Consider the following 24568-nt stretch of genomic DNA (forward strand, 5'->3'; position numbering starts at 1 on the left):
GTATCTTGAGCGGATGCTAGACGAGTTGTTCATCGACCGCATGGAGGGCAACGAGGAAATTTTCTCTCGTGTGATGACGGACAAGCAGTTCCGCGCCGCGGCGCACGAGCACCTCGCCAGTGAAATCTTCCGCCGGGCTCAAAAGACAGATCCTGTTGAGTAAACCGCTGAGGAGGTCGCCAGGCATTTGCATTTCAGGTGCGCTCGCAAGGCGAAAGGAAAACACAACTATCAAGCGGGTGCAGCTTGAAAAAATGGATGCGTTTCAGGGTTTTGGTGCTGTGCACCGGATGCGAAGCGGTTCACAGCCCCGGAGAATACCGCCCCTGAGAGACCGCTTTCGAGGCAACTCGCGGCAGGGCCAGTGCTCAGCCCCACCCGCATAACCCTCGAAAACAACGGAAAAATCCGGCGCCAGCCAAGTCTGGAGTACGCTTTCGCAGGGGTAAGTGGCGGAGAGGGTGGGATTCGAACCCACGGTAGGCGCAAACCTACAACGGTTTTCGAGACCGCCACGATCGACCACTCCGTCACCTCTCCGCGCTTCAGGGGTCGTCTATGTGGCGGGTGGATAGCCGGGCCTCGGGTGATGCGCAAGGGGAAATCGGTGGAAATCCGGGCGCCGGCCCGCGAGGGCCTCACGGTCAGTTGCATGGGCCCCGGCTTGGCAAGGGGGCCCTGAACGGCTACCTCTCGGAGGCACCGCTTTCCGGAAGGCCTGACCATGACCCTGCCGCGCCTTGCCCTGGCCCTGCTGCTTGCCATCGCGCCGCCCGCCCTGGCCGAGACCAGTGCCGAACCGCCCGCTGCCGAGGCCTCGGTCGACCAGTTGGTCGAGGTCCTGCAACTCGACGCGCTGTTCCAGGTCCTGCGTGAGGAGGGGCTGGCGCATGGCGGGACGCTGAAGACCGATATGTTCCCCTCGGGTGGCGGGGCGGGTTGGGACGCCGAGGTGTCGCGCATCTATGACGTCGCGCGCCTGCGGGGCGACTTCGGCGCGGCGCTTGAGCAGGCCCTGGGGGAGGACCCCGAGGCGCTGGCGGAGATCACTGCCTTCTTCGCCTCCGACCTCGGTCAGCGCATCCTGGCGCTGGAGATCGAGGCGCGGCGCGCCTTCCTCGACACCGCCGCGGAAGAGGCCGCACAGGTGGCCGCCGATGATGCCGCCGCGGCGCGTGACCCCAGGGTGGCCCAGCTGCGCCGGATGATCGAGGCGGCGGACCTTTTGGAGATGAACGTTGCCGGGGCGCTGTCGGGCAACCTCGCTTTCATGACCGGCATGGCCGAAACCGGGGCCTATGGCGCGGTGCCGGATGACCAGATCCTGTCGGATGTCTGGGGGCAGGAGGAGCAGATCCGCGCCGACACTTCGACCTGGCTCTATTCCTACCTCGGCCTCGCCTATTCCCCGCTCACCGAGGCGGAACTGGAGAGCTACATCCGGTTCTGGGAAAGCCCCGCCGGGCAGCGGCTGAACGCGGCGCTGTTCGCGGCCTTCGACACGGTTTTCCGCGATGTTTCGCTGAAGCTTGGACGTGCGGCGGGAACGGCGATGCAGGGGCGCGACATCTGATCCCGCCCGCTTGACACCCCGCTTGACACTGGCCGGGCTTCGCCGCATAAGCGCGCATCCCGGCGAGTGGCGACACTCGGCCCGGGTCTCTTTATTCATGACGCCCCAAGGGGCGCGCTGTCCGAGGCGGGGAAACCCGAAAACACCCGAGCGGGGGCCACAGGGCGCGGAGCGATGGAAGGAAAGACCATGTTTGCGGTCCTCAAGACCGGCGGCAAGCAGTACAAGGTGCAGGCGGGTGACGTGCTGCGCGTTGAAAAGCTCGATGCCGTGGCCGGTGACAAGATCCAGTTCAACGACATCCTGATGGTCGGCACCACGATCGGTGCGCCGCTGGTCAAGGGCGCGGCCGTGCAGGCCGAGGTCATCGACCAGATCAAGGGCGAGAAGACCATCCACTACGTCAAGCGCCGCCGGAAGCATTCCAGCCAGCGCACCAAGGGCCACCGCCAGCACCTGACGCTGGTCCGCGTGACCGAAGTGCTGGAGAAGGGTGCCGACAAGTCGGGCGTGAAGGCAGCGATGGGCACCGTTGCCGCGCGCCGCGCCGCGCATGAGGCACCGGGTGCGAAACCGGCTGCCGCAGAGAAACCGAAGCGCGCCGCCAAGGCCGCCGAAGCGAAGGAGTAACATCCCATGGCACACAAGAAAGCAGGCGGTTCGTCCCGCAACGGCCGCGACTCGGGCGGTCGTCGCCTGGGCGTGAAACTGTTCGGTGGCCAGCATGCCATTCCGGGCAACATCATCTGCCGCCAGCGCGGAACCCAGTGGTTCCCCGGCGAAGGCGTGGGCATGGGCACCGACCATACCATCTTCGCGACGGTGGAAGGCCGGGTGAGCTTCAAGAAGGGGCTGAAGGGCCGCACCTTCATCTCCGTTCTCCCGGTCGCGGAGGCAGCCGAGTAAGCCGAACCTTCACATTCGGAGTGTAAGGGGGGATCGGCCGAAGGGCCGGTCCCCTTTCTCGTTTTCGGACCGGTCTTCAAGGCCCGGGACAATCCGGGCGCCACAGTCAGACGTGTTTGGACAAGGAAATGACCGTCACTGGCAAGGATTTGATCGATCTTGGTTTTCCGCCGGGTGCTGCGCTCGGCGCCGTGCTGGCGCATGTCCGGCAGGCGGGGCTGGAAGGCGACGCGCTGCGGGCCTTCGTCGCCGCCAGCAAGCCCGCGCCGCAGTTGCCGTTGCAGAGGGCGCCCGCCTATGCGCTGAACCTGGAAGCCGAGGATGAGGCCGAGGTCGCGAACCTCGGCAATGTGATCGAGACGATGGACGCGCTGATGCGCACCCCCACTGTCCGTGCCGGTGCGGTGATGCCGGATGCCTGTCCGGCAGGCGCGGTCGGCGGCATTCCGGTGGGCGGCGTGGTGATGACCGAAGGCGCGATCCATCCGGGGATGCATTCCGCCGACATCTGCTGCTCGGTCATGCTGACCGATCTTGGCGATGCCGATCCCAGGTCCGTGCTGGATGCGGTCCAGGCGGTCACGCATTTCGGCCCCGGCGGCAGGGCAGAGGGGGACCGGTTCGCCGTCTCGCCCGAGTTGATGGACGCCTTCAGGGCGAACAGATTCCTGAAGGACGACAACATCCTCCGGACCGCGGTCGAGCACATGGGCACCCAGGGCGACGGCAACCACTTCGCCTTCGTCGGCCGTTCCGCCGCGACCGGGCATACCTGCCTTGTCAGCCACCACGGTTCGCGCGGGCCGGGGGCAGGGCTCTACAAACTTGGCATGGTCGCGGCAGAGCGCTTCCGTCGGAACCTGTCGCCCGCGACCGCCAGGGTCAACGCCTGGATTCCCGCCGACAGCCCGGAAGGCCTCGCCTACTGGGAGGCGTTGCAGCTTGTCCGGCGTTGGACCAGGGCCAATCACGACGCCATCCACCGGGCGGTGGTCGTGGCTGCCGGGGCAAGGGCGAAGGACCGGTTCTGGAACGAACACAACTTCGTCTTCCGGCGCGGTGATTTCTTCTACCATGCCAAGGGGGCGACGCCGGTGGCGGCGGATTTCCTGCCCGACACTTCCGGCGTGCAGATCGTTCCCTTGAACATGGCCGAGCCTGTGCTGCTGATCCGGGGCGGGGCGACCGACCGGAACCTTGGCTTCGCGCCACATGGGGCGGGGCGGAACCTGTCGCGCACGGCGCACAAGCGGCGGCTCGGCACCTATTCCGAGGTCGAAGTGTTCGCGCGCGAGACCGCCGGTCTCGACGCGCGCTTCTGGTCGGGCCACATCGACGTGTCCGAATTGCCCTCTGCCTACAAGTCGGCGGCTGCGGTCCGGGCGCAGATGGCCCGGTTCGGCCTGGCCGATGTGGTGGACGAAATCCAGCCCTACGGCACGATCATGGCTGGCGACTGGAACCGGAACGCGCCCTGGCGCAAACGCGGGCACGATACCGGGCGTGAGGGTGGAAAGCGCATGACCTAGCCGCCGCATGCGAATTTCTTTCGCGGTGCCACTCTTGCACCGCGAAAGGGCCAAACATTCGGGCGATTGACGGGCTACCCGTCAGTCCCCACATGAGCTTCAGAGGAGGAAGCCATGATCCTGGAGAAGATCGCCAACCCGGTCGAGATTGCGACCGAACGCTTTGCCCTGCGCCCGGTGCGCAAGTCCGATGCCGGACTCTTCGCGCTTTACGCCGGCGACAGGCGCGTGGCCGAGGCGACGCAGGCCATTCCGCATCCCCTTCCGCCCGGCGCGGCCGAGGCGTTCTGCGCCAGAGCGATGCTTGCGGGGTCGGAGGAGGACATCTGGGTCATGGACGGCACAAGGTCGGGTCTTCCCGAGGTGCTGGGTGTGATCAGCCTCCGGATGATGGACCGCAACCAGTCCGAAGTCGCCTTCTGGGTCGCGCCCGCCTTCTGGAACCACGGCATCGCCTCGGAGGCGGTGAACGCCCTCGTCGCTGCCAACCCGCAGAAGAGCTGCACCCTTTTTGCCGAGGCGTTTCAGGACAATCCCGGCTCGGCGCGGGTGCTGACCAATGCGGGCTTCCAGTATCTGGGCGACGCCGAAAGTTTCTCGGTCGCGCGCGCGGTCAATGTTCCGACCTGGACCTATATCCGCAAGCTGGATTGATGGTCGGAGCTTGGATTCTCACGCCGCGCCTCATCCTGAGCGCGATGACCGGGGACGACGTGCCGCGCTTTCACGCGCTGGTGACAAGGCCGAGGTGGCGCGGATTCTGTTCCTGCTCCGCCCCGGCTGGACGTTTGAAGAGGCCCGGGATTTTCCTGGCCGATTGGGCCTGGAGCGGCGGTCTGTGCTTTCGCCTGCCGAGCGAGGAAGCGGGGGAATGGCGTCGCTGGATCGGTGGCTCGGACGATCCAGAGCCGGAGATATTCTACACGCTGACGCCCGAAGCCGCCGGTCGGGGACTTGCCCGCGAGGCGGTGGCGGCATTCACGACCTTCCTCTTCGACCGCTTTGCCGTTCCCGGGCTGCGGGGGGCGTCTTCTTCGACAATCCCGCCTCGGTGAAGCTTCTGCCGGCCTGAGGGTTCGAGGACATTGCGATCGAGGATCACCCCCCGCGCGGAAGGAAGGTCCCGGCACCCTGTCAGATCTTCCGGCTGGCCCGGCCTTCGTGAGCGCTCCTCGTTCGACTTCGTATCCTCATCGCGAGGAGTGGCGAGGTTCTGGACCAGCGATCAGCCCAAGGGCGCCAGCAGGGTCTTCAGCGCGGCGAGCGGGTCGTCGGAGCCCCAGATTTCCTCGCCCACGGCGAAGAAGTCGGTGACGGGGCCGAAGCGGGCGACCAGTTCGGCGGTCAGCGCACCTTCGGCGATGATCGGGACCTCGATCACTTCGGACCACCATTCGAACAGCTCGAAGGGCGCGCGGCTGCCGTCGCCGAGCGTGGTTGCGCCGATGGGGCCGAAGCTGGCGTAATCCGCACCGGCCTCGCCCGCCGTCATCCCGTCATGCTTGGAGGTGCCGCAGAAGGCGCCGACGATCGCATCGGCGCCGAGGTCCTTGCGGGCCTTCCTGACGTTGCGCGACCCGTCGGTCAGGTGGACGCCGTCGAGACCCAGCCGTTCGGCCAGGATCAGGTGGTTGTCGATCACCACCGCCACGTCGCGGGCATGCGCCGCCTCGCGGGCGGCATCGGCAGCGCGCATCAGCACGTCCTCGTCCCGGGTGGCAAGCGAGAGGCGCAGGCAGGCGATCTCCACCCCGTCCAGCACGAGGCCCAGCCGGTCCGAAAAGGTATCCGGGTCGAACGTCGGCGGGGTGATGAGCGTGATCTGCGGGCGGTCGTCAGCGGCCATTTCGGGCTCCGGGTCAGGTCTGGCGGCCCGTCTATCAGCGTTTCATGGGCTTGGCTACCGCCCGCGCTTGCCAGCCTGCGGCGGCTGATCTATCTGCCAGCCACCCCGAGAAACGAGGCCGCGCATGATCCCCCCCGTCTTCATCCTGGTCCGGCCGCAGATGGGCGAGAACATCGGAGCCGCTGCCCGGGCGATGCTGAACTTCGGGCTGGAGCGGATGCGGGTGGTGGGCCCGCGCGATGGCTGGCCGAACCCGAAGGCGGTGGCGATGGCCTCCGGCGCGGGGCGGGTGCTGGACCAGGCGGGGCTGTTCGCCGACCTTGGCGGGGCGGTGGCAGACTGTGACTTCGTCTTCGCCACCACGGCGCGGGGGCGGGAGCTGGTGAAGGAGGTCGTCACCCCGGAGCGGGCGATGGAGATGGCGCGGGCCTTGGGGGCGGAGGGCAAGCGGGTCGGCGTCCTCTTCGGGCCGGAGCGGGCGGGGCTGGAGAACGAGGACATCGTCCGGGCGAATGCGATCGTGACCGTGCCGGTGAACCCGGAGTTTCCTTCGCTGAACCTGGGGCAGTGCGTGCTCTTGCTGGGCTATGAATGGCGGCGTCAGGGGGCGGAGGTTCCGGCTTCGGTGATGGAACTGGCCCGGACCGACTTTGCCAGCCGGGAGGAGGTCGACCGGCTGGGGGACCATTTCGAGGAGCGGCTGGAGGCGGCGGGGTTCTTCTTTCCCGAGACCAAGGTGGCGGGGATGAAGGGGAACCTGCGGAATATGTGGGGGCGGCTGGGGCTGACCCGGGCCGAGGTGCAGACCTTCCACGGGATGCTGCGGCAGATCGCCTTCAAGCTGAAGAAGCAGGGGGATTGAGCGGGGCTGCCCACGGTGGACATTTCTGGAATATATAGTAATATCAAAGATTTGTTTGCGGTTGTTCAGGGTTTCTTAACCCGATGGTTAACGCCCTTTGGCCAGCGGCAGACCGGGGGTTTTCCACCCCCGGACCCCCGGAGGATATTTGGGCCAGTATGAAAGGCATGGGCAGGCGCGGGATTGCCAAGGCAGTGCTGCAAGGGTTGGCCTTTCGGGCGGGCCATGGCTATCATCGCCGGATAACAAGAGCAGCAGGCAGGCAGCGGCATGGCACGGGCGATTTCTTCGGTTGGATTTTCACGACGCGGGGCGCTTCTTCTCGGGGGTGCGGCTTTGCTTTCGGGCTGCATGTCCTCGGGCCGATCCGGAGGCGGGGGCTACCGCGCGCCGGACCCGGCGCCGCGGGCGGTGCAGAATTCCGGATGGGATGCCTGGGTCGCGGGGTTCAAGGGCCGGGCGGGATCGCGCGGGATTTCGCAGGGCACCCTCGACGCGGCCTTCCGGGGGGCGGGTTTCCTGCCCGAGGTGATCGAGAAGGACCGCAACCAGACCGAGTTTACCCGGACGCTGGAGGACTATCTGAACATCGCCGCCTCGGACGAGCGGGTCAGTCTGGGCCGCCAGAAATATGCGCAGTATGGCGGCACCTTGCAGGCCATCGAGACACGCTACGGGGTCGAGGGCAATGTGGTCGCGGCGGTGTGGGGGCTGGAGAGCTTCTTCGGAACGCGGCGGGGTAATGTGCCGGTCATCAGCGCGCTGTCGACCCTGGCCTATGAGGGGCGGCGGGCGGAGTTCTTCGAGGGGCAGCTGGTCGCGGCGCTGAAGATCTTGCAGGCGGGAGACGTGTCTCCCGGCGCGATGACCGGCAGCTGGGCGGGGGCGATGGGGCATACCCAGTTCATCCCGACGAGCTATCTGGCCTATGCGGTGGATTTCACTGGCGACGGGCGGCGCGACATCTGGTCGGAGGACCCGACGGATGCGCTGGCCTCGACCGCGGCCTATCTGGCGAAGTCGGGCTGGACGCACGGGTTGCCCTGGGGGATGGAAGTCGTTCTGCCCGCAGGCTTCAACGCCGGACTTCTGGGGCGCGGCAAGGGCAAGTCGGCGGCGGAGTGGCAGGGTCTGGGCGTGCGGTCGGCGGATGGGCGCGCGCTGGCGGGCGGGTCGATCATCGCGGGTGGCAATGGCGGCGGGGCGCCCTATTTCCTGCTGACGCAGAATTTCGCGGTGATCCTGCGCTACAACAACGCGCAGAATTACGCGATCGGGGTCGGGCATCTGTCGGACCGGCTGCTGGGGCGCGGGGCGGTGCAGGCGAGCTTCGGGCCGGATGCCAGCGGCATGACCAAGGCCGACCGGCAGGAGTTGCAGCGGCTGCTGACGGCCAAGGGATTCGATACCGAAGGCTCGGACGGGGTGATCGGGGCGAAGACGAAGGCGGCGATCAGCACCTATCAGGCGAGCCTCGGGCTGCCGGTGACGGGGGAGCCGTCGCTGGAGCTGTTGCGCCGTTTGCGGTGAGGGATGGTGGGTTTGCACCCACCCTAAGTGGGGGGCGGGGATGGCGCATCGCATCTTCGGGATGAGCGTGGCGAAGGTCTATCCGGCCTGGCTTTCCAAGGTCGAGAAGAAGGGCCGCAGCAAGGCGGAACTGGATGCGGTGATGTGCTGGCTGACCGGCCATGACCAGGCGAGCCTGGAGGCGGTGCTGGCCGGGGGCGTGGATTTGCAGCACTTCTTCGACGAGGCCCCGGCGCTGAACCCCGCGCGGGAGCAGGTCAGGGGCGTGGTCTGCGGGGTGCGGATCGAGGCCATCGCCGATCCGCTGATGAAGGAGATCCGCATTCTCGACAAGCTGGTGGACGAGTTGGCGAAGGGGCGGCCTTTGGCGAAGGTGCCGCGGCAGGCGTGAGGGCGGCCGTTCCCGACTGTCATCCCCGCGCAAGCGCGGACCCAAAGACGGTTGCAACCTGGCTTAAACCGGGTCCCCGCTTGCGCGGGGATGACAGGGAGAGCTTGGTCACGCCTCACGCGGCGGTCACATGGGCGGTGCGGATGACGCGCTCGCAGTGCTGCGACAGGATCTTGCGGTTCTCGAAGGCATCGACCGGAACCTCCGGGTGGAAGATTACCTCGACGCGACCCTGGCGGGGGGTGGCCAGCATCTTCAGGAGGTGGCCCGCGAAATCCATGTCGCCCCACCAGCCATAGTGTCGGCGGTCCTCGCCTTCCGGGGCGTGGAAGACGACCGTCACGGGCTGGATATGCATGGAGCGTTCGAGGGCGGGGGAGAAGAAAGCCTCGAAGAGGGTGGACTTGAAGGGCAGGACGCGGATCGCATCCGTGCTGGTGCCTTCGGGGAAGAAGAGCAGGCGATGCCCGGCCTGAAGGCGGGATTCGAAGATGTCCTGCTGCTTCTTCGCCTCGGTCCCCTTGCGGGCGATGAAGACGGTGCCGGTGGCGCGGGCGAGCCAGCCGATCATCGGCCAGTCGGCGACCTCGGCCTTGGCGACGAAATAGATGGTCTGGACCGCATTCAGCACGAAGATGTCGAGCCAGGAGGAATGATTGGCGACGATGGCGCCGGGCTGGGTCATCGGGCGGCCCCGGACAGAGAGCGGCAGGCGCAGGATGCGAAGCGCGGTGCGGCAGACGAAGCGGGTGATATGCGGCGTGACCGGGCGGGCCTGGCCGAAGAGAGGCCATTCGACGAGGCGGACGAGGAGGAGGACCAGCAGCCCGCCATAGGTGAGCGCGCCGATCAGGCTGCCACGCCAGAGGACGCGCAGCCATCCGAGGGGCGTGACGCGCAGCGGCGGCGGGGGAACATCCTGCCAGGCGGTCATGTCCCGGCCTTGCGGATGTAGAATTCGCGGTGGCGGGCGGACATCTGGGCGGTGTCCATCACCAGGCAGACATCGGTGGTGTTGAAATCGCGGTCGATCCAGGCGCCATCGCCGACGAAGCCTCCAAGGCGGAGATAGGCCTTGATCAGCGCGGGCGTGGCGGCCATGGCGGCGCGGCGGTCGAGACGGTCGGCGGGGATCAGGTCCATCTCCTGCCGGTGCGGGGGCAGGGCGCGGACCCGCATCGCCGGGGGCGCGAGGTGGTTGTGGTGCAGATAGGAGAGCGGCTGGGCAAGGGCGGCACTATCGGAACCGTGGAAGCTGGCGGCGCCGAAGAGGATTTCGATGCCCCGGTCGAGAACATATTCGGCCAGCCCGTTCCACAGGTGGAACATCGCCGTGCCGCCGCGGTGATCGGCATGGACGCAGGACCGGCCGAGCTCCAGAAGCTTGCGGCCCGAGGCGAGGAGGGGGGAGAGATCAAACTCGGTCTCGGAGTAGAACCGCCCCGCTGCGGCGCGGCGGTCGCCGGGCAGGATGCGGTAGGCGCCGATCACATGGGCGCAGGTGGCGGGGTCGATCCGGCGGTCGACAAGGATCAGGTGGTCGAAGACGGGGTCGAAGGCATCGCGCTCCAGCCCCTGCGCATGGTCGACGAGCGGGCCGTCACCGCCCAGTTCGCGGACGAAGACCTGGTAGCGCAGGGCCTGCGCGGCGGTCAGGTCCTGCGACGAGGTCGCCAGCCGCACGAGATAGGGGGACTCTTCGACGGTCATCGCTTCGACTTGGGCTCCGGCTGGTCAGACTTAGCCATGGGTCGGCGGCATTGCAACCGTGTGACGGATCAGGCATCCGCGAAGCAATTCCCGGTTGAGTTTCGCCGGCGGATTCGCACTATGGGTGATCAGTTCCCGTAACGGGCAGAAGGAAGACGCGCTTCATGTCGATCACGACCTTGCCGGCATGTTCGAAGTTCACTGTCACCTTGTTGTCGATGTTCGACTGTACCTGACCCAGACCCCAGTCCGGCTCATCCGGGTGGCGCACCAGCATGCCCGGTTCCAGAAATGCCGCCATGTCCCGTCCTTTGCCCCGGTTCGAAGATGCAAGACAAGCCCGACCTCGCCGCCCTGATCGCCTCGCGCATTTGTCATGATCTTATCAGCCCGATCGGGGCGATAGGCAACGGAGTGGAACTGCTGGCGATGGAACCGGGCGGGCCGCGGCCCGAGATGACGCTGATCTCGGAAAGCGTGGCGAATGCGAATGCGCGCATCCGCTTCTTCCGCATCTGCTTTGGCCAGGCGTCGGGCGACCAGCGCATCGCGCGGTCGGAGGTGGCGTCGATCCTGGGCGACCTCTCGCGCGCGGGGCGGGTGGGCTATGGCTGGACGAGCCCGGCCGACCTGTCGCGCCGCGAGGTGCGGCTGGTATTCCTGCTGCTGCAATGCCTGGAAAGCGCGCTGGCCTATGGCGGCAAGGTCAGTGTGACGCGGGGCGAAGCGGGCTGGCAGGTGCTGGCCGAGGCACCGCGGCTGAAGGTGGACGCAGGCCTGTGGGAAGTGCTGACCGAACCGCGCGCGCCCGCCGAGATCGGGGCGAACCAGGTGCATTTCGCGCTGGTCCCGGATGAACTGGCCCGGCAGGGGCGGCGGCTGATCACCGAGATCGGCGAGACGACGATCCGGCTGACGTTCTGATCGTCAGGGCCGCACCGTCCCGTCGCCCGTCACCAGATATTTGAAGCTGCACAGCTGTTCGGCCCCCACGGGGCCGCGGGCGTGCATCTTGCCGGTGGCGATGCCGATTTCCGCGCCCATGCCGAACTCGCCGCCGTCGGCGAACTGGGTCGAGGCGTTGCGCATCAGGATCGCGCTGTCGAGGCGCTGGAAGAAGCGTTCGGCAGTGGCGTCGTTCTCGGTCAGGATCGCTTCGGTATGGCTGGAGCCGTACTTGCGAATATGGGCGATGGCCTGATCCACGCCGTCCACGAGCTTTGCCGCGATGATCATGTCGAGGAATTCGTGGCCGAAATCCTCGGGCGCGGCGCGCTTGGTGCCGGGAATCTTCAGAAGCTCGCCCTCGGTGCGGACTTCGACGCCCGCCTTCAGCAGGTCCTCGATCAGGACGCCCCCGTGTTTCGTGTAGAACTGCCAGTCGATCAGCAAGCATTCCGCCGCGCCGCAGACGCCGGTGCGGCGGGTCTTGGCGTTCAGGACCACGCGGCGGGCTTTCTCCAGGTCGGCGTCGCGGTCGGCGTAGAGGTGGCAGATGCCTTCGAGGTGGGCGAAGACCGGAACCCGGGCCTCCTTTTGCACGAGGCCGACGAGGCCCTTGCCCCCCCGCGGGACGATCACGTCGATATGGTCGGTGGCCTGGAGCATGGCCGTGACCATCTCGCGGTCGCGGGTCGGGATGAACTGGATCGCGGTTTCGGGAAGGTTGGCGGACTTGAGGCCCTCGACCATGCAGGAATGGATGGCTTCCGAGGTCTCGAAGCTTTCCGACCCGCCACGCAGGATGACGGCATTGCCGGATTTGAGGCAGAGCGCGCCCGCGTCGGCGGTGACGTTGGGGCGGGATTCGTAGATCACGCCGACGACGCCCAAGGGGATGGCGACGCGCTGGATGTGAAGGCCATTCGGGCGATCCCATTCGGCGAGGACGCGGCCCACGGGGTCTTTCTGCTCGGCGATGAGGCGCAGCGCATCGACGATGCCGCGCAGGCGGTTCTCGTCCAGGCGCAGGCGGTCGAGCATGGCCGAGGCCAGGCCCTTCGCCTCGGCTGCGTCGAGGTCGAGCACGTTTGCGTCGAGGATTTCCTGCCGGCGGCGCCAGACGGCATCGGCGGCGGAGATGAGGGCGGCGGCTTTCCGCTCCGAGGAGGCACAGGCGAGGTCGGCCGCCGCAGCACGGGCCTTGCGGCCGATCTCGGTCATCAGGTCGGTGAACTGGCCGTCCATGTCTCTCGCTCCGTTTCCGTCCGGGGGCCAAAATTCTTGAGTAAGAATTTTGTCAAATTCCTTACTTAAGGAATTTGGGTTCCCTAGACCACCATGTCGTCCCGGTGCACCAGCGCCGCGCGGCCCTGGTAGCCGAGGATCGCCTCGATCTCGCTGGACCTGTGCCCCGCGATCTTGCGGGCCTCCGCCGAAGTATAGCGCACGAGGCCCTTGCCGAGAACCGCGCCTTCGGGGCTGAGGATCGCCACCGGCTCGCCCCTGCCGAAGCTGCCGCTCACTTTCGTGACCCCGGCTGGCAGCAGGCTTTTCCCCGCGCGCAAGGCCGTCACCGCGCCCGCGTCCAGCACCAGCTCGCCCTTCGGCTTCATCGCATTGATCCAGCGCTTGCGGGCCAGATGCGGGTCGGCGGAGGGGACGAACCAGGTGCGCGTCGCGCCCTCGGCCAGCGCTTTCAGCGGGCGGAGGGTCGAGCCCTCCATGATCGCCATGGCGCAGCCGCCCGCGACGGCGGTCTTGGCAGCCAGAAGCTTGGTCTTCATGCCCCCTTTGGACAGCCCGCTGATCGGGTCGCCCGCCATTGCCTCGATCTGGGGCGTGATCTGGTCGACCACGTCGAAACGGGTGGCGGCGGGGTCTTCCTTCGGGTTGGCGGTGTAGAAGCCGTCGACGTCACTGAGCAGGATCAGCTGGTCCGCCCCCGCCGTCACGGCGATCTGGGCGGCCAGCCGGTCGTTGTCGCCGAAGCGGATTTCGTCGGTGGCCACCGTGTCGTTCTCGTTCACGATGGGCACGACGCCGAGGCCGAGGAGCGTCTCCATCGTCGCACGGGAGTTCAGGTAGCGGCGGCGGTCCTCGGTATCCTCCAGCGTCACCAGAATCTGCGCGGTGGTGATGCCGTGGGGGGCGAGGACTTCCTCATAGGCGCGGGCGAGGCGGATTTGTCCGACGGCGGCCGCGGCTTGCGATTGTTCGAGCGTGAGGACGCCATCGCCGAGGTTCAGCACCTTGCGGCCCAAAGCGATGGAGCCGGAGGAGACGAGGACGACGTCGGTGCCCCGCGTCTTCGCCTCGGCCACGTCGAGGGCGAGGGCGGAGAGCCAGTTTTGCTTGAGGCCGGTGCTGCGGTCGACGAGGAGGGCGGAGCCGATCTTGACGACCAGCCGCTTCGCCTTGCGGATATCGGGGGCGTGGCGGGTTTCGGTCAGGCCCGTATTCAGGGTTGCCACGGGGCTGACTCCTCGACAGGAGCGGCGGCGGTGATGGTGGCGTAGAGCGCGCGAAGGACCTCCGGCAAGCCCTTGCCGGAGACACCGGAAATGACATGGACCGGGCCGCCCGACGCCTTCTCCAGCGCGCGGCGGCGGTCGCTGACCTGCTTGGCATCCATCGCGTCGGTCTTGTTCAGCGCGACAATGCGGGGTTTGTCGCCGAGAACTTCAGAATATGCTTCAAGCTCGGTCACGATGGTCTTGAAATCCTTCGTGATTGTCGACGAGGTTCCATCGACCAGATGGAGCAGGACCTTGCAGCGTTCGACGTGCGCAAGGAACTGGATACCAAGACCCCGGCCCTCGGAAGCGCCCTCGATCAGGCCGGGGATGTCGGCCATGACGAACTCGTGCCCGTCGATGCCGACGACGCCCAAGTTCGGGACCAGCGTCGTGAACGGGTAGTCGGCGATCTTCGGTCGCGCATTCGAGACGGCGGCGAGGAAGGTCGACTTCCCGGCGTTCGGCAGGCCGACGAGGCCCGCATCGGCGATCAGTTTCAGGCGCAGCCAGATGGTGCGCTCGATGCCCTCTTGCCCCGGGTTGGCGCGGGCGGGCGCGCGGTTGGTCGAGGATTTGAAGCGCAGGTTGCCCCAGCCGCCGTTGCCACCTTCGGCGAGGCAGACCCGCTGGCCGGGTTCGGTCAGGTCGGCGAGAACGGTCTCCTCGTCCTCGTCGAGGATTTCGGTGCCGAGCGGGACCTTGAGCGTGATGTCGTCGCCCGACTTGCCGGTCTTCTGGTTGCCCATGCCGGGCTGGCCGGACTTGGCGAAGAAATGTTGCTGGTAGCGGTAGTCGATCAGGGTGTTCAACCCTTCGACCGCCTCGGCCCAGACGCTGCCACCGTGGCCGCCATCGCCGCCGTCCGGCCCGCCGAATTCGATGAACTTCTCGCGGCGGAACGAGACGCAGCCGGCCCCGCCGCCGCCGGAGCGGATGTAGACTTTGGCGAGGTCGAGGAATTTCATCGGGCTTGCTTTCGGCGGTGGTTGAGGGGCGGGGATATAGGAAGCGGGGCGGATGCTCAAGCGATGCTCCTCGTGCGCCTTCGGCTTCTCGTCGCGGGGGTGTCAGCGACGAGCGACGGAGGAGACGAGGAGCGTTCCGTCGCAGGGCCTTGAAGGCCGGGGTGGGCGGGCCTAGTGTCCGGCGCGAAGCGAAGGGGTGAGCGGATGGCCACGAAGCGCAGCATTTTCGAAGAGGTGGGCGCGGGGGAGAGGGTTCCCGTTTCGCCGACGGGCGGGGGGATCGACGCCCGGCCGAAGGGCGCACGGGCTGGCATCCGGCTTTGGCTGGCGGCGCTGTTTCTGCTGGTGGTGGCGATGATCGTCGTGGGCGGGCTGACGCGGCTGACTGACAGCGGGTTGTCGATCACCGAGTGGAAGCCGGTCACGGGGGCCTTGCCGCCGATGGACGAGGCATCATGGCAGGCGGAGTTTGCGAAATACCAGGCGATCCCGGAATACCAGTTGCAGAACAAGGGGATGACGCTGGAGGCCTTCAAGGCGATCTACTGGTGGGAATGGGGGCACCGGCAGCTTGGGCGGTTGATCGGGCTGGTCTGGTTTGTCGGTTTCGTCGGCTTCGCGGTGATGCGGCAGATCCCGCCGGGCTGGACGGGGCGACTGGTGGTGCCGGGGCTTCTGGGCGGGCTGCAAGGCGCTGTGGGCTGGTGGATGGTGTCCTCCGGCCTGTCGGGGGCGATGCTGGACGTGGCGTCGTATCGCCTTGCCTTGCATCTGGGACTGGCCTTTATCATCCTCGGTGTGCTGGCCTGGTATGTCTTCCTGCTGGGCCGGTCCGAGGCCGAGCTGATGACCGCCCGGCGGGGACGGGAGGCGAAGCTGTTCTCGCTTTCCACCGGGTTGATGCATTTCGCCTTTCTGCAAGTGCTGCTGGGCGCGCTGGTGGCGGGGATCGACGCGGGTCGCGCCTTCCCGACCTGGCCCTTGATGAACGGCGAATTCTTCCCGGCCGATGCGTTCTATGTGCCAGACGGGCAGGGCGGGACGCTGTCGATGTGGCATGCGTTCTTCGAGAACCCGGGCCTCGTGCAGTTCATCCATCGGATTTCGGGCTATCTCCTGTTCATCTTCGGCGTCGTGGTCTGGCTCAGGGGGCGCAAGTCAACCTACCAGGCGACGCGGGCGGCGTTCCATGCGGTGATGGCGATGCTGGCGGTGCAGATGGCTCTTGGCATCGCGACCGTCCTAACGGCTGCGCATGTCCATGTCGCGATCACCCACCAGATCGGCGCGGTGATCCTGTGGGTGCTGATCCTGCGGGCGCGGCACTTGTCTCAATACCCCGTGGCGGGATCGATCCGGGAAGGCACGGCATGAGCGCGTTTGACGAATTGATGGCGTTCCAGCGTCAGACCGAGGCCCTGGCACAGGTCGGGGGACGGCTGGGCTGGGATCAGGAGACGGTGATGCCGGAAGGCGCGGCCGGACAGCGGGCCGAGGAGATCGGCGCGCTGGAGGGTGTGCTGCATTCGCGGCGGACCGATCCCCGGCTTGACGGCTGGCTGAAGGCGGCCAAGGCCCCGGATGCCGCGGGCGAGGCGCAGTTGCGGCTGATCCGGCGCAGCCATGCGCGGACCATGAAGGTGCCCGCGAAACTGGCCGAGGAGATCGCGACGGTGATGTCGCTGGCGCAGGGGGTCTGGGCCGAGCACCGGGCAAAGGAGGACGTGGCGGGGTTCCTGCCGACGCTGCGCCGCGTGGTGGAGCTGAAGCGGCAGGAGGGCGCGGCACTGGCGGCGGGGGGCGACCCCTATGATGCGCTGGTCGACGACTACGAGCCGGGGATGACCGGGGCGGCGATTGCGGCGATGTTCGATGCGATGCGGCCCCGGCTGGTGCGCTTGCGCGAGAAGGTGCTGGGGGCAGCGGCTCCGAAGGGGGTGGTCGGGGTCTTTCCGGCCGAGGCGCAGCTGGCGCTGTCGCGTGAGCTGGCGACGGTCTTCGGCTATGACTGGAGCCGGGGGCGGGTGGATCTGGCGGTGCATCCGTTCTCCTCGGGCTCCGGCCATGACGTGCGGATCACCACGCGGGTCAGCGAGACGGACCCGTTCAACTGCTTCTATTCCACGATCCACGAGGTCGGTCATGCGGCCTATGAGCAGGGGATCGACGCGGCCTACGCGCTGACGCCGGTCGGGCAGGGCGTGTCGATGGGGGTGCATGAGAGCCAGAGTCGGTCCTATGAGAACCAGCTGGGGCGGAGCCGGGCGTTTACCGGCTGGCTTTTCGGGCGGATGCGGGAGGTGTTCGGGGCGTTCGGGATCGCGGATGCGGAAGGCTTCTACCGGGCGGTGAACCGGGTGCATCCGGGCTATATCCGCACCGAGGCCGACGAGGTCCACTACAACCTCCACATCATGATGCGCTTCGATCTGGAGCGGGCGCTGATCCGGGGCGAGCTGGACGTCGCCGATCTGGAAGCGGCGTGGAACGAAAGGTTCCGGGCGGATTTCGGGGTGGCGGTGGACAAGCCGTCGAACGGGATGCTGCAGGATGTACACTGGTCCTGCGGGCTCTTCGGCTATTTCCCGACCTACACGCTGGGGAACGTCTATGCGGGCTGTCTGGTGAAGGCCCTGCGGGGGGATCTGCCGGGGCTGGACGGGCAGATGGCCGACGGCGACGTCACGGCGGCGACGGGGTGGCTGCGGGAGCGGCTGCAGCGGCATGGCGGCTTGTATGAGCCGCGGGATGTGGTGCGGCGGGCCTGCGGGTTCGAGCCCTCGGAGGGGCCGCTTCTCGACTATCTGGAGGCCAAGTTCGGGGCGATCTACGGGGTGTGAGGCAAGGCTGTCCACGGTGGACATTCGCTGCTTTCCCTTTGAAAACAGGGACTTGATCGCGGACGTTAGGGGAATCTTAAGGTCTGCGCCTCGGAGGGCGCTCGTCGTCTGACTTCGTCACTCCTCGCTGGCGCGCACCCGACGAGAAGCCGAAGGCGCGCGAGGAGGTCAAGGCGGATAGGGCAGGACCCGGCCCGTGAGGCTCGCGCCCGGCCAGCGGAAGAGGACGAGGTGCCAGCGGGAAGGCTCGGAGCGGGCGGTGTAGATCATGCCGTCGGCCCCGGAGGTGCGGGCGCGATCGGAAACCTCCCAGGTCGAGGCGGGAAGGCCCTGGGCGCGCTCGGGGAGCCAGGGGATAGCGGCGAGCGCCGGGTCGATGTTCCAGGCGGCGCAGTGTGCGGCGTTGCGCAGGTCGAGGACCCTGGCGCCGGTCAGGTGCAATTCGCAGATGACGCGGGGCGGGTCGGTGGCACGGACGTAGGGCGCGATGGCGTGGCAGGCCCAGTCGGGGCGCGAGGAGAGGTAGAGGCTCGGCTGGGCGTCGTGGTGGAAGCGGCCCTCGGGGCTGATAGCCGGGGCGAGAGCCTTGGCCGCGCGGGCCTGCGGGACGATCCGGTAGAAAAGGCCGTCGAGGGCGGGGAAGGGCATTGCGCAGCTTTCGGGCGGGGCTTTCCGAAGGCTTAGGGGCGGGAGGATCGGGCGGCAAGCGCGCATGGGGTTGCGAGCGCCTGCGCGGCGGTGCAGTCAGGGCACACGGGACGGGCGAAGGGCGGGCGAAGAGTGACAGGCGCGCGGGCGTCAGACGGGGGCGGGTCGGCGGTGTGGCTTCTGGCCTTGGGTCAGACGCTGATCTATGGGGGCTGCTACTATTCCTTCCCGGCATTGTTGCCGGACCTTGAGGCGGCGACCGGCTGGAGCAAGGGCGCGCTGGCGCTGGGGCCGACGCTGGCCTTCCTGATCATGGCGGGGCTGACGCCCTTCACCGGGCGGCTGGTCGACCGGGGCCTGGGCGGCGAGATGCTGGTCTGGCTGCCGGGGCTGGCCGCTTTGGGCGTGGCGGGGTTGGGGCTTGTGGGGTCGCTTGCCGGATGGCTGGCGCTGTGGGCGCTGATCGGCGTGGCACAGTCGGGGATGCTTTACGAAACCTGTTTCGCTTTCCTGACCCGGCGGCTCGGCCAGGGCGCGCGAGGAGCGATCACTCGGGTGACGCTGGTCGCGGGCTTTGCCGGGACGCTGGCCTTTCCGCTGGGGCATTGGCTGGGGCGCAGCTTCGGCGGGCAGGGGGCGCTGGTGGCCTTTGCGGGGCTGGTGGCGCTGGCGATGCCGCTGAACGCGGTGGCGGTGCGCCAGTTGCGGCGACGGGAGAGGGCGGGGCTCGTGGTGCCGCCAACGCCGCCGGGCGTGGTGCGGGCGGCGCTGCGGAAGCCCGCCTTCTGGATCATCGCGGCGGGCTTCGGGGCGGTGTACCTGAACCACGGGATCCTCATCACCTACGCGCTGGTCCTGTTTGCCGACCGGGGGGCGGAGCCGGGGCTGGCCGCGCTGGCGGCGGCCTGCATCGGGCCTGCCCAGGTCGCGGGACGGCTGATCCTCTTGGCCGCGGGGGCACGGGTGACGACCGCGCAGGCGGTGCTGGTATCGCTGAGCGGTGCGGTGCTGGCGGGGGCACTTCTGTGGCTGGCCGGGATCGCACCGTGGCTGATCTTCGCCTTCGCGCTGGCGCAGGGGGCGGGGATCGGGCTGACCTCCATCCTGCGGCCGGTGCTGATTGCCGAGGTGCTGGGGCGGCAGGGGTTCGGGGCGATCTCGGGTGCGGCGGCAGTGGCGCCGATCCTCGCCTCGGCGGCGGCGCCGTCGGTGGGGGCGGGGCTGCTGGCGCTGGGCGGGCCGGGGCTGGTCTATGCGGTCTGCCTGGGGCTGGCGCTGGCCGGGATGGGGTTGATGGTGGTGTTGCTGGCGGGGCGGGGACGCGAGGGGGAGTCGGGGTGAAGCCCGACCTACGGGTTGGGGTAGGGGGAGTCGGGGCGCGCCCCGACCTACGGGTGGTGGGGAGGGTTGCGACCTACCGGCGGTCGATGAAACGCTGGATGCCTTCATCCGTTGCGGGGAGGAGGGCGTTTTCCACCATCGCGGTGCCTGCGGTGGCATAGGCCTGCGGCAGGGGCTGGGTGATCTGGTCACGGAAGGCGCGTTTGCCGATGCGGATCGCGGCGGGGTCCTTGGTGGCGATGGAGCGCGCGAGGGTCAGGGTGTCCTCGACCAGCTGGTCGGGCGGGGCGAGGCGGTTCACCACGCCAAGGGCATGGGCGCGGGGGGCGGGAAGGAAGTCTCCGGTGGTCAGCAGCTCGAAGGCAAGCCCTGGGGCAAGGCGGCGCGAGAGGGCGACGGCGGGGGTGGAGCAGAAGAGGCCTAGATTGATGCCGTTGACGCCGAAGCGGGCGGTCTCGGAGGCGACGATCAGGTCGCAGGAGCAGGCGAGCTGGCAACCGGCGGCGGTGGCGACGCCTTGCACCTGGGCGATGACGGGCTGGGGCAGGGCGGCGATGGCCTGCATGACCTGGGCGCAGCGGTCGAAGAGGGCCTGGAACTGCGCCTGACCGCCGTCAGGGGCGCTGCGGTAGGACTGCATTTCCTTCAGGTCGTGCCCGGCGGAGAAGGCCCTGCCTTCAGCGGCGAGGATCGCCACGCGGATGCTGTCGTCTGCGGCGATGGCTGTGAAGGCTTCGGCCAGCGCGTCCAGCATTCGGCTGGACAGGGAGTTCAGTGTGCCGGGGGAGGCAAGGGTAACGGTGGCGATCCCGTCCCTGACGTCGCGTCGGATCAAGGCTTCCGTCATTGCATCCCCCTCTGGCCTGCGGTCAGTCTAGGGAGAGGGCGGGGCAAGGGAAAGCGGGATGACACTGGTGATGGACGCAGCGGAACTGATGGCGTTCCTGCGCCGCGACTTCGGGCAGGTGGCGGAGGAGTTTGCGGTCGAGCGGGCCGATGCCGGGGGCGTGACCTTGCGGCTGAAAGTGGCGGAGCGGCATCTGCGCCCGGGCGGCACGGTCAGCGGGCCGTCGATCTTTGGTCTGGTCGACGTGGCGATGTATCTGGCGATCCTGTCGCGGATCGGCCCGGTGGCGCTGACGGTGACGACCAGCTGCGCGGTGGACTTCATGCGGAAACCGGCAGCGGGCCGCGACCTTCTGGGCGAGGCGCGGGTGCTGAAGCTTGGCCGGAGCCTCGCGGTGGGGGATGTGATGGTGTTCAGCGAAGGCATGGCTGATCCGGTCGCCCGCGCCAGCCTGACCTATTCGATTCCGCCGAAGCGCTAGGCCTTCGGTTTCAGGAAGCGCCCCTCGATCCGGGCGCCGCTTTCGATGATCAGGCCGGCGGTGGTGACATCGGCCTTCACCTCGGACGAGGCGCGCAGGGTGAAGCTTTCGCAGGTGACCTTGCCGTCGAACTTGCCCTTCACCTCGACCGTATGGGCGTTCACCGAGCCCTTCACCCGGCCCTCCTGCCCGATGATCAGCCCGTTCGCGGTGATGTTGCCGTCGATCTCGCCCAGGACCTCGACCGAGCCGGAGGAGGTGATCTCGCCCGTGATCTTGAGGTCGGCCCCGAGCACCGAGCGGGCGGAGTTGCTGCCGGGTGCCATGGGGCGCGGCACCGAGGGCGCTGCGGGGGCGGTGGTCGGGTCGGAGGTCTTGGAGAACATCGTCGGAATCCTTGGATCGGGCCTTGGGTCTGGGCCTTCGGCGAGGCGTTGCCCTGATAAGGAAGGATAGCGGTTGCCCGGTCAAGGGGCGCTTTGGGCGGGTGGCAGGTTTCCCCGTGACGCATGTCGCAAGCGGGGCTGACAAGGCGGGCGCGGGGTGGTCAGATCGGGCCGGGAATCAGGGGGTCTTTCATGGCGGACACGTTCTTCCGGCCGGTTTCGGGCTTCGACCTGCCGCGCTTTGCGGGGGTGCCCACCTTCATGCGGCTGCCTTTCGTTCCGTTCGACCATCCGCGTTTTGCCGAGGTGCAGATCGGGTTGATCGGCGCGCCCTGGGACGGGGGGACGACGAACCGGCCGGGACCCCGGCACGGCCCGCGGCAGTTGCGGGATCTGTCGACGATGATCCGGGCAGTGAACGGGGCGACCTGGGTGGCGCCGTTCGACCTCGCGCGCTGTGCCGACCTGGGGGATGTGGCGCCGAATCCTGGCGACCTGATGGACTCGATGGCGCGGATGGAGGCGTTCTATGACCGTGTCGTGGCGGCGGGGATCCGGCCGCTGACCGGGGGCGGGGACCATCTCTGCTCACTTCCCATCCTGCGGGCGGTGGCGAAGGCGCGTCCGGTGGGGATGATCCAGTTCGACAGCCATACCGACCTGAACGACGTCTATTTCGGCACCTCGCGCTACAACCACGGCACCCCGTTCCGCCGGGCGGTGGAGGAGGGGTTGATCGACCCGAAGCGCTATTGCCTGATCGGCATAAGGGGCACGGCCTATGGTCGCGAGGACTGGGACTTCGCGGAAGCGAACGGCATCCGCATCATCCCGATCGCCGAGTTCCACGCGCGCGGGGCCGAGGAGGTGATGGCCGAGGCGCGGGAGATCGTGGGGGCGGGGCCAACTTACGTGACCTACGACATCGACTTCGTCGACCCGACCTTCGCGCCGGGGACCGGGACGCCCGAGGTCGGCGGGCCGACATCGTGGCAGGCCTTGCAGGTGGCGCGGGGCTTGCGCGGGCTGGACGTTGTCGGGGCGGATCTGGTCGAGGTCTCGCCGCCCTTCGACGCGAGCGGCGGCACGGCCTGGCTGGGGATTTCGCTGATGTTCGAGATGCTCTGCGTCATGGCCGAGCGGGTCGCGCGGGGCTGAGGGCGGACCGGGGGCCAGCCCCCTGACCCCCGGGATATTTGGAGACAGAAAATGCCACTTGCCGAGATCATCATCACCAATGCGAAAGTCCTGACGATGGACGAAGGCAATCCCAGGGCCGAGGCGGTGGCGATTGCGGCCGGGCGTATCCTGGCGGTCGGGGGCAGCGCGGAGGTGGAGGCGCTGGCCGGGCCGGAAACGCGTATGGTCGATGCCGGGGGGCGGACGCTGTTGCCCGGGTTCGTGGAGAGCCACCTGCATCTGGTGCTGGGCGGGAACGAGCTGTCGCAGTTGCAGCTGGGAGGCGTTCAGGGCTTCGACGATCTGGCGCGGGCCTTCCGGGCCTATGCGCTGGAAAACCCGGACCTGCCCCTGCTGATGGCACAGGGCGCAGCCTATGAGATTCTGGAGGCCCCGGTGACAAGGGCCGATCTGGACCGGGTGCTCGGCGACCGGCCGATCGCGATGATGTCGCCCGACCATCACACGGTCTGGGCCAACACGGCGGCGCTGCGGGCGGCGGGGATCCTGCACGGAGCCGCCATGCCGCCCGGTCATGTTGTGGTGATGGCGGCGGACGGGACGGCGACGGGGGAGCTTCTGGAGTTCGAGGCGTTCAGCCCGGTGCTGGCGCTGACCGGCGATCTGCACCTGCAACTGGGGATCGCGACCGGGGGCGAGCCGGAGCCATGGCCCGACGCAGGCCAGCGGGCGAAGGACAAGGCGAAGGTGGCGGCGGGCCTTCAGCATTGCGCGGCGCACGGGATCACCAGCATGGTGAACATGGACGGCAACCGCTATACCTGCGTGCTTCTCAAGGAGATGGAGGCCGAGGGGCGGCTGACCGCGCGGGTCAAGGTGCCCTTCCATTTCAAGCCGCACATGGACTTGTCCGAGCTGGACCGCGCCAGCGCGATGGCGGCGGAGTTCCGGGGCGACTGGGTGACCAGCGGTTTCGTGAAGATGTTCATGGACGGGGTGGTCGACAGCCGCACCGCCTATATGCTGCAGGACTATCCCGGCACCACGGAATGGGGCGCGCCGCTCTTCGAGGCCGAGCGGTTCAAGGCGATCTGCCGCGAGATCTCGCGCCGGGACCTGCAGATCGCGGTCCATGCCATCGGCGACGGGGCGGTGCGCCAGACCATCGACGGCTACGAGGCGGCCGGGCGGCCCGACCTGCGGCACCGGATCGAGCATATCGAGCTGATCGACCGGGCCGACCTGCCCCGGCTTGGCGCGCTGGGCATCACCGCCAGCGTGCAGCCGCCGCATCCGCCGGGGGCGATGGATTTCCCGATGTCGACGATGAGCCATGTCTTCCACCGCGACCGCTGGCGGGATGCCTATCTGTGGATGACGCTGGCCGACCATGGCGCGCCGCTGGCCTTCGCCTCCGACTGGCCGGTGACGGATGTGAGCGTGATGCGCGGCATCCAGGCGGCGCTGACCCGGGTGCCTTACGAGGGCTGCCAGGATGAGCGGGTGGGGCTGATGCAGGTGCTGCGCGCCTATACGGCAGGCGGGGCATGGGCCGCCCAAATGGAGGGACTGACCGGGGTGCTGCGCAAGGGGATGGCCGCCGACCTGGTGCTGATCGACGGGGATATCGAGGCGATTCCGGCCGAGGAGATCGGCCGAACGGGAATCGCGCTGACGATTGCCGGGGGCAGGGTGACGCACGAGGCCGGCAGGCTATAGGGTGCGACAACCCGTCCTGCCAGGCATCCTTTTGAAAAGAAAGGCGAAACATCCGTCGCGGAAAAAATCGTCATCGTTCCGTCATTTTCCGCTTGCGGGTCTCGGGGCGGGTGCGTAAAAGCCCCCTCACCGAAACGGAACGGCGGCGGAAACGGCGGCGGGATGGATCGGAAGCGGTGACGAAAGCCGCGAAATCCTGGAGGCAAGATGGCAGTTACGCCAGAAGTTCTGGTGTGCTGCGTGTTTTGTGTCCGCGCTCTTTGAAAACTGAATGAATGAAGGGATATGCGGGCGGTTTGGGCGCATCGGCGTCTAACGTCTAGCATATCGGCCTACTAGGGTGAGCGACCGCGAGGTTGCCGACCGATGATGTAGGTGTCAGCTTCACTACTTGTG

The 24568-nt window shown here is 67.8% G+C and carries 26 protein-coding genes and 1 tRNA gene; 16 read left to right on the plus strand and 11 right to left on the minus strand.

Annotation, left to right across the window (positions count from 1 at the left end):
* Nucleotides 1-450: 450 nt before the first annotated feature.
* Nucleotides 451-540: transfer RNA gene (locus JNJ68_RS06445), tRNA-Ser, on the minus strand.
* Between the two features lie 184 nt (nucleotides 541-724).
* On the opposite strand from JNJ68_RS06445, the gene JNJ68_RS06450 reads away from it, so the two are divergent.
* The 6 genes from JNJ68_RS06450 (at nucleotide 725) to JNJ68_RS19440 (ending at nucleotide 5063) form a co-directional block, all read left to right on the plus strand.
* On the plus strand, nucleotides 725-1573 hold the full coding sequence (locus JNJ68_RS06450) for a DUF2059 domain-containing protein (RefSeq protein WP_294980378.1): 849 nt from the start codon (nucleotides 725-727) through the stop codon (nucleotides 1571-1573).
* A gap of 189 nt (nucleotides 1574-1762) precedes the next feature.
* A complete protein-coding gene (gene rplU, locus JNJ68_RS06455; protein WP_294980381.1) occupies nucleotides 1763-2203 on the plus strand; it encodes a 50S ribosomal protein L21 in 441 nt (146 codons plus the stop codon).
* Nucleotides 2204-2209: 6 nt separating this feature from the next.
* A complete protein-coding gene (gene rpmA / locus JNJ68_RS06460) occupies nucleotides 2210-2479 on the plus strand; it encodes a 50S ribosomal protein L27 (RefSeq protein ID WP_294980382.1) in 270 nt (89 codons plus the stop codon).
* Nucleotides 2480-2607: 128 nt separating this feature from the next.
* The gene (locus JNJ68_RS06465; protein ID WP_294980385.1) at nucleotides 2608-4008 is read left to right on the plus strand and encodes an RtcB family protein; all 1401 of its coding nucleotides are present in this window, start codon (nucleotides 2608-2610) and stop codon (nucleotides 4006-4008) included.
* A gap of 114 nt (nucleotides 4009-4122) precedes the next feature.
* On the plus strand, nucleotides 4123-4662 hold the full coding sequence (locus JNJ68_RS06470; protein WP_294980388.1) for a GNAT family N-acetyltransferase: 540 nt from the start codon (nucleotides 4123-4125) through the stop codon (nucleotides 4660-4662).
* Nucleotides 4662-5063: a GNAT family N-acetyltransferase gene (locus tag JNJ68_RS19440; RefSeq protein WP_363165512.1), complete on the plus strand. Its 402-nt coding sequence runs from the start codon at nucleotides 4662-4664 to the stop codon at nucleotides 5061-5063. The genes JNJ68_RS06470 and JNJ68_RS19440 overlap by 1 nt, the downstream gene beginning before the upstream one ends.
* A gap of 170 nt (nucleotides 5064-5233) precedes the next feature.
* Here JNJ68_RS19440 and JNJ68_RS06475 read toward each other — a convergent pair whose 3' ends face one another.
* A complete protein-coding gene (locus tag JNJ68_RS06475) occupies nucleotides 5234-5854 on the minus strand; it encodes a thiamine phosphate synthase (RefSeq protein WP_294980391.1) in 621 nt (206 codons plus the stop codon).
* A gap of 124 nt (nucleotides 5855-5978) precedes the next feature.
* Here JNJ68_RS06475 and JNJ68_RS06480 point away from each other — a divergent pair, with 124 nt between their 5' ends.
* From JNJ68_RS06480 to JNJ68_RS06490, 3 genes are all read left to right on the plus strand, one after another.
* Entirely contained in the window at nucleotides 5979-6716 is a 738-nt protein-coding gene (locus tag JNJ68_RS06480; RefSeq protein WP_294980393.1) for an RNA methyltransferase, read from the plus strand.
* Nucleotides 6717-7067: 351 nt separating this feature from the next.
* Complete coding sequence (locus JNJ68_RS06485; protein WP_294980396.1) at nucleotides 7068-8246, plus strand: lytic murein transglycosylase; 1179 nt, start codon at nucleotides 7068-7070, stop codon at nucleotides 8244-8246.
* Nucleotides 8247-8286: 40 nt separating this feature from the next.
* Complete coding sequence (locus tag JNJ68_RS06490) at nucleotides 8287-8637, plus strand: DUF2200 domain-containing protein (protein ID WP_294980398.1); 351 nt, start codon at nucleotides 8287-8289, stop codon at nucleotides 8635-8637.
* Nucleotides 8638-8752: 115 nt separating this feature from the next.
* On the opposite strand, the gene JNJ68_RS06495 is transcribed toward JNJ68_RS06490, so the two are convergent.
* The 3 genes from JNJ68_RS06495 to JNJ68_RS06505 all read right to left on the minus strand — a co-directional run bounded on the left by JNJ68_RS06495 (nucleotide 8753) and on the right by JNJ68_RS06505 (nucleotide 10648).
* Nucleotides 8753-9571 carry a lysophospholipid acyltransferase family protein gene (locus JNJ68_RS06495; RefSeq protein ID WP_294980401.1) on the minus strand — a complete coding sequence of 273 codons (819 nt, stop codon included), beginning with the start codon at nucleotides 9569-9571 and terminating at the stop codon, nucleotides 8753-8755.
* On the minus strand, nucleotides 9568-10347 hold the full coding sequence (locus JNJ68_RS06500) for a GNAT family N-acyltransferase (RefSeq protein WP_294980404.1): 780 nt from the start codon (nucleotides 10345-10347) through the stop codon (nucleotides 9568-9570). Before JNJ68_RS06500 ends, JNJ68_RS06495 begins: the two co-directional genes overlap by 4 nt.
* A gap of 118 nt (nucleotides 10348-10465) precedes the next feature.
* The gene (locus JNJ68_RS06505; RefSeq protein WP_294980407.1) at nucleotides 10466-10648 is read right to left on the minus strand and encodes a DUF3553 domain-containing protein; all 183 of its coding nucleotides are present in this window, start codon (nucleotides 10646-10648) and stop codon (nucleotides 10466-10468) included.
* Nucleotides 10649-10674: 26 nt separating this feature from the next.
* Here JNJ68_RS06505 and JNJ68_RS06510 point away from each other — a divergent pair, with 26 nt between their 5' ends.
* Entirely contained in the window at nucleotides 10675-11271 is a 597-nt protein-coding gene (locus tag JNJ68_RS06510) for a histidine phosphotransferase family protein (protein WP_294980411.1), read from the plus strand.
* Nucleotides 11272-11274: 3 nt separating this feature from the next.
* Here the strand turns inward: JNJ68_RS06510 and JNJ68_RS06515 are convergent, their stop codons facing one another.
* From JNJ68_RS06515 to obgE, 3 genes are all read right to left on the minus strand, one after another.
* On the minus strand, nucleotides 11275-12534 hold the full coding sequence (locus tag JNJ68_RS06515; protein ID WP_294980415.1) for a glutamate-5-semialdehyde dehydrogenase: 1260 nt from the start codon (nucleotides 12532-12534) through the stop codon (nucleotides 11275-11277).
* A gap of 83 nt (nucleotides 12535-12617) precedes the next feature.
* Entirely contained in the window at nucleotides 12618-13751 is a 1134-nt protein-coding gene (gene proB, locus JNJ68_RS06520) for a glutamate 5-kinase (protein WP_294980446.1), read from the minus strand.
* A complete protein-coding gene (gene obgE / locus JNJ68_RS06525) occupies nucleotides 13748-14770 on the minus strand; it encodes a GTPase ObgE (protein ID WP_294980417.1) in 1023 nt (340 codons plus the stop codon). Before obgE ends, proB begins: the two co-directional genes overlap by 4 nt.
* A gap of 204 nt (nucleotides 14771-14974) precedes the next feature.
* On the opposite strand from obgE, the gene ctaA reads away from it, so the two are divergent.
* Both ctaA and JNJ68_RS06535 read left to right on the plus strand, forming a co-directional pair.
* Nucleotides 14975-16144 (plus strand): heme A synthase, encoded by a 1170-nt coding sequence (ctaA, locus tag JNJ68_RS06530; RefSeq protein ID WP_294980420.1) that lies wholly within the window; start codon nucleotides 14975-14977, stop codon nucleotides 16142-16144.
* Complete coding sequence (locus tag JNJ68_RS06535; RefSeq protein WP_294980423.1) at nucleotides 16141-17610, plus strand: carboxypeptidase M32; 1470 nt, start codon at nucleotides 16141-16143, stop codon at nucleotides 17608-17610. Before ctaA ends, JNJ68_RS06535 begins: the two co-directional genes overlap by 4 nt.
* Before the next feature lie 168 nt (nucleotides 17611-17778).
* Here JNJ68_RS06535 and JNJ68_RS06540 read toward each other — a convergent pair whose 3' ends face one another.
* On the minus strand, nucleotides 17779-18258 hold the full coding sequence (locus JNJ68_RS06540) for an RES family NAD+ phosphorylase (RefSeq protein ID WP_294980426.1): 480 nt from the start codon (nucleotides 18256-18258) through the stop codon (nucleotides 17779-17781).
* Between the two features lie 132 nt (nucleotides 18259-18390).
* Between JNJ68_RS06540 and JNJ68_RS06545 the strand changes: the two genes are divergently transcribed.
* Nucleotides 18391-19599: an MFS transporter gene (locus tag JNJ68_RS06545; protein ID WP_294980429.1), complete on the plus strand. Its 1209-nt coding sequence runs from the start codon at nucleotides 18391-18393 to the stop codon at nucleotides 19597-19599.
* A 73-nt stretch (nucleotides 19600-19672) separates the two neighbouring features.
* Here the strand turns inward: JNJ68_RS06545 and JNJ68_RS06550 are convergent, their stop codons facing one another.
* Nucleotides 19673-20446 carry an enoyl-CoA hydratase gene (locus JNJ68_RS06550; RefSeq protein WP_294980432.1) on the minus strand — a complete coding sequence of 258 codons (774 nt, stop codon included), beginning with the start codon at nucleotides 20444-20446 and terminating at the stop codon, nucleotides 19673-19675.
* A 58-nt stretch (nucleotides 20447-20504) separates the two neighbouring features.
* On the opposite strand from JNJ68_RS06550, the gene JNJ68_RS06555 reads away from it, so the two are divergent.
* Complete coding sequence (locus tag JNJ68_RS06555) at nucleotides 20505-20927, plus strand: PaaI family thioesterase (RefSeq protein ID WP_294980435.1); 423 nt, start codon at nucleotides 20505-20507, stop codon at nucleotides 20925-20927.
* Here JNJ68_RS06555 and JNJ68_RS06560 read toward each other — a convergent pair.
* A complete protein-coding gene (locus JNJ68_RS06560; protein ID WP_294980438.1) occupies nucleotides 20924-21313 on the minus strand; it encodes a polymer-forming cytoskeletal protein in 390 nt (129 codons plus the stop codon). The two genes, JNJ68_RS06555 and JNJ68_RS06560, sit on opposite strands and share 4 nt — an antisense overlap.
* Nucleotides 21314-21505: 192 nt before the next feature.
* On the opposite strand from JNJ68_RS06560, the gene JNJ68_RS06565 reads away from it, so the two are divergent.
* Both JNJ68_RS06565 and JNJ68_RS06570 read left to right on the plus strand, forming a co-directional pair.
* Entirely contained in the window at nucleotides 21506-22471 is a 966-nt protein-coding gene (locus JNJ68_RS06565) for an agmatinase (protein WP_294980440.1), read from the plus strand.
* Nucleotides 22472-22522: 51 nt separating this feature from the next.
* A complete protein-coding gene (locus JNJ68_RS06570) occupies nucleotides 22523-24172 on the plus strand; it encodes an amidohydrolase (RefSeq protein ID WP_294980443.1) in 1650 nt (549 codons plus the stop codon).
* The last annotated feature ends 396 nt before the right edge of the window (nucleotides 24173-24568 follow it).

This window comes from Tabrizicola sp. (genome assembly GCF_016793705.1).
In the GTDB taxonomy this organism is placed as follows: Bacteria; Pseudomonadota; Alphaproteobacteria; order Rhodobacterales; family Rhodobacteraceae; genus Tabrizicola.